This window comes from Streptomyces sp. NPDC054783, from assembly GCF_053611725.1.
Genome location: NZ_JBSHAY010000056.1, coordinates 21,796 through 34,173, shown reverse-complemented (window position 1 = coordinate 34,173; position 12,378 = coordinate 21,796). Strand labels below are relative to the sequence as shown.

10 protein-coding genes are annotated in these 12,378 nt (G+C 73.2%); 6 read left to right on the top strand and 4 right to left on the bottom strand.

Features of this window, described 5'->3' with window-relative positions:
- Positions 1 to 91: 91 nt before the first annotated feature.
- Both ACWGJ5_RS43900 and ACWGJ5_RS43895 read right to left on the bottom strand, forming a co-directional pair.
- Positions 92 to 4,162: a beta-galactosidase gene (locus ACWGJ5_RS43900; protein WP_453315205.1), complete on the bottom strand. Its 4,071-nt coding sequence runs from the start codon at positions 4,160 to 4,162 to the stop codon at positions 92 to 94.
- Positions 4,163 to 4,562: 400 nt separating this feature from the next.
- Positions 4,563 to 4,934 (bottom strand): hypothetical protein, encoded by a 372-nt coding sequence (locus ACWGJ5_RS43895; RefSeq protein WP_453315204.1) that lies wholly within the window; start codon positions 4,932 to 4,934, stop codon positions 4,563 to 4,565.
- Here ACWGJ5_RS43895 and ACWGJ5_RS43890 point away from each other — a divergent pair.
- Positions 4,911 to 5,246: a DUF3040 domain-containing protein gene (locus ACWGJ5_RS43890; protein ID WP_453315203.1), complete on the top strand. Its 336-nt coding sequence runs from the start codon at positions 4,911 to 4,913 to the stop codon at positions 5,244 to 5,246. The two genes, ACWGJ5_RS43895 and ACWGJ5_RS43890, sit on opposite strands and share 24 nt — an antisense overlap.
- A gap of 804 nt (positions 5,247 to 6,050) precedes the next feature.
- Here the strand turns inward: ACWGJ5_RS43890 and ACWGJ5_RS43885 are convergent.
- On the bottom strand, positions 6,051 to 6,620 hold the full coding sequence (locus ACWGJ5_RS43885; protein ID WP_453315202.1) for a hemerythrin domain-containing protein: 570 nt from the start codon (positions 6,618 to 6,620) through the stop codon (positions 6,051 to 6,053).
- A gap of 186 nt (positions 6,621 to 6,806) precedes the next feature.
- On the bottom strand, positions 6,807 to 7,082 hold the full coding sequence (locus tag ACWGJ5_RS43880) for a polysaccharide pyruvyl transferase family protein (protein ID WP_453315201.1): 276 nt from the start codon (positions 7,080 to 7,082) through the stop codon (positions 6,807 to 6,809).
- An 880-nt stretch (positions 7,083 to 7,962) separates the two neighbouring features.
- On the opposite strand from ACWGJ5_RS43880, the gene ACWGJ5_RS43875 reads away from it, so the two are divergent.
- Genes ACWGJ5_RS43875 through ACWGJ5_RS43855 form a run of 5 tightly spaced genes read left to right on the top strand, consistent with a single transcriptional unit; the run spans position 7,963 to position 12,356 of the window.
- On the top strand, positions 7,963 to 9,327 hold the full coding sequence (locus ACWGJ5_RS43875; protein ID WP_453315200.1) for a carbamoyltransferase C-terminal domain-containing protein: 1,365 nt from the start codon (positions 7,963 to 7,965) through the stop codon (positions 9,325 to 9,327).
- Entirely contained in the window at positions 9,324 to 10,319 is a 996-nt protein-coding gene (locus tag ACWGJ5_RS43870; protein WP_453315199.1) for a glycosyltransferase family 2 protein, read from the top strand. Before ACWGJ5_RS43875 ends, ACWGJ5_RS43870 begins: the two co-directional genes overlap by 4 nt.
- On the top strand, positions 10,316 to 11,479 hold the full coding sequence (locus tag ACWGJ5_RS43865; protein WP_453315198.1) for an HAD-IIIA family hydrolase: 1,164 nt from the start codon (positions 10,316 to 10,318) through the stop codon (positions 11,477 to 11,479). The genes ACWGJ5_RS43870 and ACWGJ5_RS43865 overlap by 4 nt, the downstream gene beginning before the upstream one ends.
- A gap of 13 nt (positions 11,480 to 11,492) precedes the next feature.
- Positions 11,493 to 11,846 (top strand): hypothetical protein, encoded by a 354-nt coding sequence (locus ACWGJ5_RS43860; RefSeq protein ID WP_453315197.1) that lies wholly within the window; start codon positions 11,493 to 11,495, stop codon positions 11,844 to 11,846.
- A gap of 57 nt (positions 11,847 to 11,903) precedes the next feature.
- Complete coding sequence (locus ACWGJ5_RS43855) at positions 11,904 to 12,356, top strand: STAS domain-containing protein (protein WP_453315196.1); 453 nt, start codon at positions 11,904 to 11,906, stop codon at positions 12,354 to 12,356.
- The last annotated feature ends 22 nt before the right edge of the window (positions 12,357 to 12,378 follow it).

Below are 12,378 nucleotides of genomic sequence, written 5' to 3'. Positions count from 1 at the left end.
GACCTCCAGATACTCCTCGCGGTCTGGACCGGCGCCTGCCCCACCTGTCACCGCAACATGCCAGAGCCGATACGAACCTGACCAAGCACTACTAGCCGCACGTCAGCGTCGGCATCGCCCAGTCGCCGTGGTCGTTGCCGTTGCCGTCTCCGGCGTCACCGACCTTGAGGTCGACCACCTGGGCGCCGCTGACGTCGACGTCGATCGGCACCGCTGACCGTCTGCCGCGAACCGTCGGCGTGGTCACCAGGGTCCTGCCGTCGGCGATCACGGAGAACGTCACCGTTCCGGCACCGCCTGTCTCGTCGTCGACACCGACGTCCGCCGTCAACCGAGAGCACTTTCCGGCGAGATAGAGCTCGACGTCGCTGACCGAGTTGGTGCCCAGGCCCTTGGCGTAACCGACGCCGGCGACACTGATCGGACGGCCGTCCCCGGCCGCCTGCTCGCCGACGCTGCTGTCACGCTCCACCGGACCCCACCCGTTGGTGGACGACAGGAACGGCAGGTCGCTCACGGCGCTCCTCCCGGCCGGCGGAGCCGGTGGGATCCCGCCGACGATGCGCTCGTCACCGCCGGCAGCCTGCCTTCCGTTCTGCAGGTAGCGCACCGTGGCGGTGAGTGCCGAGGCGGAGGGCAGCGTCCCGGCCGGCGGCTGGACCTTCCAGGTGAAGGTGGCCGATCCGCCGGGGCGCAGGTGCTGGACCGACGTGGGGCTCGGGGCGCTCGCGCTCCAGCCGCCGGGCAAGGCGAGCGAGGCCGCCAGACCGGAGGCGGACGGCCGGTCCTGCGGCACCCGCACCGTCGCCTCGGCCGTGATGGCCTGTCCTGACTGAGCGGTGTCCGGCACGTCCAGGGTGACATCCACTCCCGGACGCTGCGGCATCGCGTACTTCCGGTGGTCGTAGCGGGGGCTGTCGTTCTGAGCGACGCGCAGGGACGAGGCATAGCTGCCGTAGTCCACGAGCGAGACCTTGCCGAGCCCGCCGGTGCTGCCGTCCAGGTTCCACACGGCGATGGCGATGCTGTTCCGGCCGTTGGGGTTCAGGATCCCGTTGGGGACCGGGAACGTGCTCTGCGGGCCCAGGTAGTTGACGTAGTTGCCGACCTGCCAGCCGTTCACGAAGATCGTGGCACGGTACTTGCGTGACGGGTCGTCGGTGAACGACAGCCCGAGCGAGGTGTCCTGGCCGTGCGGCAGGTCCAGGCTGACGTCGGTGCGGTACCAGGACACCCCGGGACGGGTGTCGGTCGTCGGCAGGGACACCCGGCTCCAGTCGCCGTCCGGGTAGCCCGGCAGGGACCAGCCGGCCCGCTCGCCGTACAGGCCGCCCGTCGAGAGCGGGCCGCGCACCGGGTCCAGCAGGTCCTCACCGCCCCGTACGCCCTGCAGCCGCCAGGTCACGGAGGTCAGCGGCGCCCCGACGAGCGAGGCGCTGGTCAGGCCGCGCGCGGTCTTGTTGCCGTTGGTCGAGTTGTAGTCCTCCTCGTGCCCCATGTTCACGGTGAGCACGGAGATGACGTTGTCGCCCTCCGACCTCACCGAACCGGCCGGGAAGGTGAAGTCTGCGCTGCCGGTCGTGGAACTGCCCAGGAAGGTGCCGTTGAGCCAGGCGGAGAACGCCTGCGCCTTGCCGCCGGAGTCCGAGACCAGGTGGATGCCGGTCTCCTTGCCGGTGGCGTGGAAGCGGCCGCGGTACCACGTGTTGCCGGTGTGGAAGCCGTAGTCGTCCGCGTAGAGCACCGGCAGTGAGTTGACGCCGGAGACGCTGTTGGTGGTCGTCCTGTCGGCCACCTGCCAGCTGGAGTCGTCGAAACCGGGGGCCGCTTCGGGGGACTCCTCGGCGTGCTTCCAGTCGGTCAGCTCCGGCAGGTGGACCGGGGCCGCGACGGGAATCTTCCCGGTGAGGCTTCCTGTGTCGGTGGCCTGGGTGTTCAACGTCCCGCCGTTCCAGGTGACGTGGTCGGCGGAGGTGAACACCTCGATGTTCTTGTCATCGGCGTTGTCGCCGGTGAGTGCCGCGGTCCGGCCGCCGTCCAGGCTGGTCGCCGTCCGCAGCAGGTGGGTGCCGCGCACGAGCACCGGACCGGTCGCCGTGTCCTGACGCCAGAAGGTCTCCGCCGTCGCCTTGTCGCCGACGAGCAGCAGCATCGGGCGCGATCCGCCGCCGCTGATGCCGATGCGGATCAGGCCCTTGTGCGTGTAGTCGAGCCGCAGGTCACCGGTGGCCGCGTCCCAGGTGGTCGTGACCGTGCCGCCGCTGGTGGTCACGGTGGGCTTGGAGGAGTAGCGCAGCACGGTCTCGCCGTCGCTGCCCGGGTCGCCGTAGAGCACGGCGAGGTCCCGGCCCCCGATCGTCGCGCTGGTCATGATCTCCGACGTCGAGTACTGCAGTTGCGAGTCCCCGAGCCGGTGGTTCGCCACGATCACGTGCGAGTCGCGCCCGTCGAGCGTGATCGCGGTGCCCGGCTGCTGCGGCACGACCGGGTAGGTTGGCTCCGCCGCGGCGGCCGTCGGCACGTCGACGGCGTCGATGGCCACGTAGTCGTCCGTCGACCCCGAGCCGTGGCTCCCGTCGACCACGATCTTCAGCGTGTGCGCCCCGGGCGCCAGGCCGGTCTTCTGGAAGATCACCGCCTGGTTCTCGCCGCCGGAGTCGTCGACCGTCGCCACCTTGGTGCCGTCGAGATAGACGTCGGCGTAGCCGTGGTTGTTCGTCTTCGAGCCGATCCAGCGGATCGCGGTGCCGTCGAAGGGGACGGTGACCGAGTCACCGGCCTTGTCGGAGAACGACTCGGTGTGCTTGTAGTCGCCGCCGGTGTAGCTCTGGTCGGCCACGTGTGACCACGAACCGGCGTACTGCAGCGCGGAGTCGGGGTCGTCCCACGTGTAGGTGGTGTCCGCGGACGGCTGGGCGTTGAAGTCCAGCGAGATGTGGGTCTTGTCGACCGCCGTGGACGTGGAGTTCCCGTGCCGAAGGACGTGGAACTGCGTCTTGGTGTCGGGGTTCATCCGGGCGGTGTCGACGACCGCGGAGTCGTCCGGCGGCGTGGCCCTGATCGATTCGGTCTTGGTCAGCGGGGCGACCGACTGCGTGAAGTACCCGATCAGCTTGTCCTCGTAGTACTTCGGATCGAGCCGGCGGTTCTCGCGGATCGCGGCCCCGTAGTCGTACGACGTGTAGTTCTCCGGCATGCCCAGCCAGCCCCAGTTGGTGCCGCCGTAGGTCATGTAGAAGCTCTGCGCGGTGGCGCCGACGGCTATGTTCTGCTTGTAGAACACGTCGGCGAACCGGTCGTTGATCAGCTGGGCGCACTTGTCGTAGCCCGGCCCGCCCCAGGGGTCGAAGGCGCCGCCCTGGAACTCCGGCGAGTACAGCGGCTTGCCGTCCGGGTGGTCGTAGCCGATGTCGGGTACACCGTTCCACTTCGAGGGGTTGGAGCAGTTGAAGCCCTGCGGGTAGGAGTCCGGTCCGTCGACGTCCAGGGCGCCGGTACCGGAGTTGAAGGTGCCGTTGTTGTTGCCGGTCAGCGGTACCGTGATGCCGTCGGCGCGGGCCTTGTCGGCCAGGTGCTTCATGTACGAGCGGCCGGCGGCCGAGCCGTTGTAGTACTCGTTCTCGACCTGGTAGGCGATGACCGACCCGGTGCCGTTGGTCAGCTGGTGGCGGGCGATGATCCGGTCGATCCGGGTCAGCCACTCGTCCGCGTACTTCAGGAACTGCGGGTCGTCACTGCGGTTGTGCCCGGCCTTGGTGGTCATCCAGCCGGGCAGGCCGCCGCCGTCGACCTCCGCGTTGATGTACGGCGCCGGGCGCGCGATGACGTAGAGCCCGGCCTCCTGGGCCATGTCGAGCAGCTTGTCGACGTCGCGCACCCCGCTGAAGTCGTACACACCCGGCTTCGGCGAGTGGTATCCCCAGTCGAAGTACAACGAGGTGGAGTTGAACCCGGCGGCCTTCATCTTCTGGAAGATGTCGCGCCACAGGTCCGGACTCGGGAGCCGGAAGTAGTGGAACTCGCCGGACCACAGGTAGGTGCGCTTGCCGTCGACGAGGAACGAGTAGCCGTCGAAACTCACCGTGTGCGCCCGCGTACTCGCGGCAGGCGCGGCGGCGGGTGCCTGCCCGCCGGCGTCCTGCGCGGCGGCGGGCGCGGTCATGCCCGCGGCCAGGGCGATGGTCGCGGCCGTCGCGAGGGCCGCCCTGCGCCACCGGCCGCGACCGGGTCTCGCAACCTCTGAACCGATCCGATCACTCCGCACTGTGGCCTCCAACCGACTGAGCAATCAGCATCAAACAGACTCAGGCAAACCCGAACAGTAAAGGGGCACAAGGCTCAACACAATGGGTCGGGAGCTCACCGCGAAGCAGATGTGGCGCCGCATCACCCGTGGCCGCCGCACGGGTTGCCCGCCGCCGAGCTGCTTCAGCCCGCGGTGATACGGGCGTTGACCCGCCGCTTCCAGTCCCGGTCGGTGAGCCACATGGGGAGGACTGCGGGGATACCGCGGGCAGTTCGGCGCGGGTACGCGAGTGACGGGCGTCGAGGCGCCGGTCCGGTCAGGCGATCGTGGATTCCGTGAACCGGCTGTCGATGGCGGTGCCGACGACGAACCCGGCGACCGGCTCAGGCCGGACGGGACGGTTGCCCCACCTCGCCATGGCTTCCCCAGCCGGTGTTGAAGTGCCCTCCCCGGCAGGGGTGTTCGCCGCCTGGGCGAACAGGGAGGCCGGGTGGGCGGGCAGGCCCCACTGCGAGACGGCCGGCGTCCGCTCTGCCGCCGCCGCCGGGCGAAGCCCTGGGGGCCGGCTGGTGGGTCGTCGCGGCTCCGCATCGGCCGGGCCGTCGTGGGGAACTCGGGCGTCCGGGGACGGAAACCGCCGGTCGGCGGAGGAGGTGCCGTTGCCGTGGACGACTGGGAGATGCACCATGAGGTACGGCTGTCGCCACGCGAACGGGTCGCGCTGCTGCAGATCGAGGCCTGCCTCAGGCAGGACCGCAGGTTCGCGCGCCGCATGGGCGACCCACCGCGAGGGGTATGGCTGCCCCTGGCGGTGCTGCTGCTGGGCATCGCCTCGGCGTTCGTGGCCGTCATGGGCGTCCGCACCTCGGACCCCGCACTACTGTGGTGCTTCGCCCTGCTCTGGCCCCTGACCCTCTTCCAGGCGTTCCGCCTCCTGTGCCGAGCGGCCCGTCACCGCGCCCGCGCGCGCCCCGGAGAAGGTGTGCGGCCGTGGCTGTGATGCGTGAAGAGGCTGTGATGCGTGAAGGGGCCAAAGGAGCCTGTTGTGAACGGGTCCGTGACGCTGATACGGCGCTGACCGCTGACCGCTGGCCGCTGGCCGCTGGCCGCTGGCCGCTGGCCGCTGGCCGCTGGCCGCTGGCCGCTGGCCGCTGGCCGCTGGCCGCTGACCGGGCCGTGCCGGTCGCCGTGCTGATCGGGGCCGCAGGCCGAGGCCGGCTCCGGTGCCTCCTCGGCCTGCGGCCCTGGTGAACCGGGGGTGCACATGGTGGCAGGGCGAGACGCCGATGACCGGCCCGGCCCCTGGGCGGTCAGCCGCCGCCGTGGCAATCAACCGCCGCCCTGGGCCGGCCGCGGGCTCCCCGGCCCCTCGTCACGGCCCCTCGTCACGGCCCCTCGTCACGGACTCCCGGGCCGCCCGTCGCGGGCTTCTCGGGCCCGTCCCGCATGTGCCGCCCCGGCAGGTTCGCAGGTCTTCCGGGCCCATGCGGCAGCCGCCGCCCCACGGCACACAGGCCGGCCTTCGCCGGAAAGGGCCCAGCGTCCGCCCACCGTGTCACGGCGGACGGATGCCGGGGCCCACCCGGCCACGTCGGCCGGGTCGAGCCCCGTCGCGGTCCCCGGCTCGACCGACCCCCGTCCCGCCGGCCCGACCAGGCTTACTGCTGCCCCCCGTGTCCCTACCATCTAATCCACGTCTCCACTTCCAGGCCGGATCACCGGGCCCGACCACCCGCCCCCCGTACCGGCTCCATCCCGTTCCCGGCCCGGCCGGCCACCCCCACCCGTCAACTCGCCCCTCGGCTCACCCTCGGCTCTCCTTCCCCCGCCCCGACAGCGCATCGCGCATCCTGTCGACCAGGCCCGCTCCCGGGGCCAGCAGCTTGTTGGCCGGGGGAGTGTCCGGTGCCGAGGGGTGCGGGCGGGTCGGAGCCATCTTCTTCGCGCGGCGCACCTTGTCGCCGAGGTCCATCAGCGCGTCCGCCGGGCAGGCGGCCTCCATCTTCGGGAAGAGGTTCTGCTCCTCGTCCATCACATGGGACCGGATCTCGCTCATCAGCTGTGCCATGAGCGTGTCGAACCGGGGATCGTCCGCCTGCAGGCCCTCCATGTCCTTCATGATCCGTTCGGCCTTGGCGTGATCCTCGATCTCCTTGTCCGCCATGGCGTCCCCGCCCGTGATGTGCTCGCGCACCGCCGGGTACAGATAGGACTCCTCCGCCACCGAGTGCCGTACCAGCTCGATCGTCGCCTGGTCGGCGAGGTTCTTGCGGTTCTTGGAGCCGGGCGGCAGCGCCTCGATACGGCCGAAGATCTCCTCGACCTCACGGTGATCGGTCGTCAGCTCCTGGATGACGTTTCCGCCGTGACCCATGTCGTCACCTCCTGCGAGACAGCGCGGCGGCCCATGAAACGGCCTGCCGTCGCCGCGCCGAGTGCCCCGCGCGCACCGCGCTACACGGCCCTCCCGCGCAGGATCAGCGCATCAGGTGGCGGTCGGCTGCCGTCCGGCCCGCCCCGCTCAGCGCCCACCGCCATCAGTGGTCCAGCAGTTCCTCGCTCAGCGCCCCGCGTCCGCCGGCCCCGGCCGGCCCACCGCCCGTGCCTGGGCGCCGACCTTGGCGCCGACCGCGACCGGGTCGACGGCGATCACCGGGGTGCCGGTGCGCAGGGCCGGCGCCAGGCCGTGCGGCCGCGTGGAGATGAGCAGGTCGCAGCGGGAGGCCGGCGCCAGGAACTGTTCGGCCGTGGCGCACGGCCGCCAGTCGTCCGCGGCCGGCCGGGTGTCGGCCGACAGGCGTGCGCAGTTCTTGCCGGCGGCCGGTGGGCCGCGCATTGACCTCCTCGTGCCGACGCCGCGCGCTGACCTCCTCGTGCCGGCGCCGCGCGCCGTACTCGCCCTGCCCGTGGGAGAGCACCACCCCGGCCACGGGCGGCTGCGGGCCCGCCGTGGCCGTGGCCGCGAGGTCGTGCCGGGCCGGGGCCGTGGTGCCGTCCCGGCACGGCCTCGTGGAAACCGGCGGCCGCGGGATCCGCCGGATCGACGACCGGCACGCCGGCGGACAGCCGGTGACACGTCCCGAACCTGGCATGCGGGGCCGCGACTTGGGGTCCGTGCACCGGGCCGCACACGAAGAGCACAGTGCCGTACGCCGCCGACCGGGCCGCCTCCATGGACGGCGCGCCGGGGCGGAAACCCGGGCTCCACGCGGTGTCGCGCCGGATGCCCGCCCGGGTCGGTTCGGCCGACGCGTGCCGCTGGGCCGGGATGTACCGGCCGTCGCCTCGCCGTCCCGGAAACTGAACCAGCCGGTCAGCGGCTCGCCCGGGAGGCCGGCCGGGTTGCCGCAGAGCACGCAGCAGCGCGGCGGTGACCTCGTCGTGCATGGCCCTCTCGAGCTCCCTCCAGACGTCGCCTACGGCCGTCTCCACCTGCCTTGACGTCCTTGGAGTCGCGCGACCACCCGGCCTTCCGGACAATAAGAACGCAACGTGTGAACCAACTGGCAGGGGAACCCCAGTGCCAGCGCCGTCCAGCCAGCGGCGGCCGACCAGGGCGGTCCTCCGGACCAGTGGGGCCCCGGCCCTGTCCTCGCTTTCCCCCAGCACTCCCCTCAGCGGGCCGACAAGCTCGGCCCCGGCGACGCGGTACGCGCCGAACGCCCAGGCAGGAGCGTTCCCGGGGCGCGATGACGTGGACGAAGGAACACCCCCCCATGACTGGTGACACACCGTTTTCCCGGCGGCGCGCCCTCGTGACCGGAGGGGGCTCCCAGCTGTGCGAACGGCTGCTGGATTCGGGGGGCGAAGTCGACTGTGCCGACTGTCTGCGCCTGCGCCTGCAGACCCTGGACGTCGGCAGTCTCGGCACCCGCAACGCCCTCGCGATCGCCGAACGCGACGGGGCGCGCCTCCTGCTCACGTCGACCTCCGAGGTGTACGGCGATCCGCTGGTGCATCCGCAGCACGAGGGCTGCTGGGACAATGTGAACCCCGTCGGGCCGCGCAGTGTGTACGACGAGTCCAAACGGTTCGCCGAGGCACTCGTCACCGCGCACGCCGGCTCCCCGCGCTTCGCCGACCCGCTGCGGGAGTACGTCCAGGCCGACGAGCAGGGCGGTTTCCGGGCCCGGCCGGTCCCCTGGGCCGAGCTCGTCCCGGCCCGCCCGGCCGGCGGCGCCTGGAGCCGGGACCACGCCGACCTGGCCGCGAGTGCCCAACTCTGCCTGGAGGAGGCCATGCTCGCCCTGGCCCGGTCGCTGCGCGAGCGCACCGGCGAGGACGCGCTCACCATGGCCGGCGGTGTCGGGCTGAACTGCGTCGCCAACACCCGGCTGTGGCGGGAGAGCGGCTTCAGGCACGTGTGGGTGCAGCCCGCCGCCGGGGACGCCGGTACGGCCCCCGGCGCGGCCGCGCACGTGGCCGGCCAGAAGGACACCCCGGAGCCGATGCCGACCGCGGCGCTCGGCCGCGGCTGGAGCGACGTCGAGCTGCGCGAGTGGCTCGAGCGGGCCGCCGTACCGTACGAGGAGCCCGCCGACGTCGCCGAGACGGCCGCCGCGGCGCTGGCCGCCGACGGGATCGTGGCCTGGTTCCAGGGGCGCAGCGAGTACGGTCCGCGCGCGCTCGGCCACCGCTCGCTGCTCGCCCACCCCGGCAAGGCCGCCAACCTGGAGCGGCTCGACGCGGTCAAGGGCCGGGAGGAGTTCCGGCCGGTCGCGCCCATGGTGCTCGCCGAACGCGCGGCCGAGATCTTCGACGGACCGCTGCCCAGCCCGCACATGCTCTTCGTGCACGACGTGGCCGCCGACGGGAAGGCCCGCATCCAGGCCGTGGTCCACGTCGACGGCACCGCCCGCATCCAGACCGCCGACCGCGCCCGGGAGCCGCTGGTCGCGCGGATGATCGACGGGTTCGAACGGCGCACCGGGCCGCCGGCGGTCGTCAACACCAGCCTGAACACGGCCGGCCGGCCCAGGGTCGACGACCCGCGCGACGCTCTGGAGTGCTTCGGCTCCGCGCCCGTGGACCTGCTGCCGCCCGGCCCGTTCGCGATCCGCCGCGGGAAGGCGTTCGCATGACCGACGCGCCCGCCTACACCGTCGTCGTCCCGACGACCGGCCGCCCCTGCCTCGCCGAGTGCCTGCGCGCGCTCGCCGCGGCCGAAGGCCACCCCCCGCACGAGGTGATCGTCGTGGACGACCGGCCCGAGTGCCACGGCGACCTGCCGCTGCAGGCGGCCGGGCCACTGCTCGACCGGATACGGACCCTGCGCACCGGCGGCAAGGGCCCGGCCGCCGCCCGCAACGCCGGCTGGCGTACGGCCGGGACACCCTGGACGGTCTTCCTCGACGACGACGTCCGGGTGCTCCCCGACTGGTCCCGGCTGCTGGCCCAGGACCTGCGGGAGGCCGGCGAGGATGTCGGCGGCATCCAGGGACAGTTGCGTGTCCCCCTGCCCCTGGACCGCCGGCCCACCGACTGGGAACGAGGCACCAAGGGCCTGGAGAACGCCGCCTGGGCCACCGCCGACATGGCCTACCGCACCGAGGCGCTCGCCCGGGCGGGCGGTTTCGACGAACGCTTCCCGCGTGCCTTCCGCGGGGACGCCGACCTCGCCCTGCGGGTGCAGCGGGCAGGCTGGACGCTGCGGCGGGGCCGTCGGATCACCTCTCACCCGGTCCGCCCGGCCCACTGGTGGGCCTCGCTGCCCGCGCAGCGCGGCAACGCCGACGACGCGCTGATGAACCGGCTGCACGGCCGCGACTGGTGGGCCCGCGCCCAGGCGCCCCGCGGCCGGCTGCCCCGCCACCTGGCCGTGACCGGTGCCGCGCTCGCCGCGGCCGCCTGCGCCCTCGCCGGCCGCCGCCGCGCCGCCACCGCCTGCGCGGCCCTGTGGACCCTCGGTACGGCCGAGTTCGCCCTCGCCCGCATCCTGCCGGGCCCCCGTACCGCCCGTGAGATCGCCGGGATGCTCGGCACCAGCGTGCTCATCCCGCCCCTCGCCGTCCGGCACTGGCTGCGCGCAGTCGTCCGTCACCGGCACGCCGAGCCCCTGGGAGGTGCCGGGTGAACCCCTTCTCGGCCGTCCTGTTCGACCGCGACGGCACCCTCGTCGAGGACGTGCCCCACCACGGCGACCCCGACCGCGTCCGGCGGTTGCCCGGGGCCGCGGATGCCGTCGCACTCACACGCTCCCACGGCCTGGCAACCGGGCTGATCAGCAACCAGTCCGGCATCGGAGGCGGACTGCTCACCGCCGATGACGTACACCGGGGCAACGGGCGCGCCGACGCCCTGCCGGGCGGTCTGGACACCTGGGTGTTCCGCCCGCACGCCCCGGACGCCGGCTGCGCCTGCCGCGAGCCACGCCCGGGCCTGGTCCTCACGGCCGCCGCACGACTCGGCGTCCCGCCCGCCGCGTGCCTGGTCATCGGTGACATAGCCGCCGACGTGCTGGCGGCGCGGGCGGCCGGCTCCTACGGCGTCCTGGTACCGAACGCGGCCACGGCCCCCTCGAAACTGGCCCGCTTCGCCGCCCGGACCGCCCCGGACGTGCTCACCGCGGTGCGCAGGGCGCGCACGGGGGCGGCGAGGCCGACCGGGCCGTGGCCGCCTTCACAGGGTGCATCGGCTGGTGATGGAGCGTGGTGGTCTGCGGGGGGTGCGGCGGCCGGTGACGGCGCCTGGTGGTTTGCGCGGGGTACGGCGGCCAGTGATGGGGCGTGGTGGTCTGCGGGGGGTGCGGCGGCCGGTGACGGCGCTTGGTCGTACGCGCGGGGCGCGGCTTCCCCGGATGCGGAGTGGACCCCTCCGCGGGGCGGACTGAGGCCGGATCGGGCTTGCTCGCCTGCGCCGGAGATGACGGGCCCTGGCGGGATGTGGCCGTCTCGGCAGACCACGGCGGCGACGATCCGGACGTGGGCGTCCGAAGGGGACGCGGCGGTCCGGGGTTGGGCGTGGCCCTCGGGGCGGGACCCGGTGGTCCGGGGTCGGGCGTGGTCTTCGAAGCGGGACTCGGCGGAACGAGGTCGGGCGTGGGCGTCCGAAGGGGACGCGGCGGTCCGGGGTTGGGCGTGGCCCTCGGAGCGGGGTGCGGCGGTCCGGGGTCGGGCGTGGCTGTGCCCGGGAGACGTGGCAGACCGGGGTCGGGCGTGGCCTGGCGGGAGGGGTGCAGTGGACCGGGGGCCAGCGCGGCCGTTCGCCGGAGACGAGGCGGGGCCGGGGCGGTAAGGAAGGGGTCGTTGTGAAGGCCCTCGTGGTCCGGCTCGACAGCTCTGGTGTTGTGCTGCTCGCCGATCCGGCCGTGCGTGCCGTCGCCGCCCACAGTGCGCACGTGACCATGCTGTGCGGTCCGCGCGGCGGGGGCGCCGCCCACTTGCTGCCTGGTATCGAGGAGGTGCTGGTGTGGGAGGCGCCCGGGGAGGGGTTCGCTCCGCCCGATGCGAGCGTGGACGACGTAGAGGCCCTGCCCGGGCGGCTGCGCGCCGGGGCCTTCGACGCCGGACCTCACCCGCCCGGCGGTATGCCGGCTGAACCGCCCTGGTGCGACACGCCCGGGGAGAATCGTTGCGTCAGGCGCGGGGCGGGGGCACAGTGAACTTCCCGGTCAAGACGCGGCTGGCTGATCCCTGCTCACCCAGGAAGCCCGATGCCCATGGATAAAGGTCAGCTGTCCCGTGCCCGGATCCGCCCCGGCGGCCCGGCCCCGCTGCTCCTGCACACCGCGCACGAGCACCGGCCCGAGGCCGGCGCCGTCAGCGTCCTCAAGGCGCGGGGCACCGTCGACGCCGGCAACGCCGTGGAGTTCTCCGAGACGCTCGCCGAGCACATCGCCCGGGCCGACCGGGCCGGGGAACACCCCGTGCTGGACATGACCGAGGTGTACCTCGCCTGCGCGGCCGCAGTGCGGGCCGTGGACCGGGCCACCGGGGTCCTGGCCTTCTCCGGCCGCGCCCTGCCCGTCGTACAGCCCCGGCCGCATGTGCGGGAGGCGCTGCGCGCCGCGGGACTGCCGGGCGTCCGGGTGCACGCCACCATGGCGTCCGCCCTGGACTCCCTGGTGGCCCGGAGAAGGGCCGGTCCACGGCCCGGCGGCACCGGTTGGTGAGCAGAGCGGCCCGCCCCGCCCG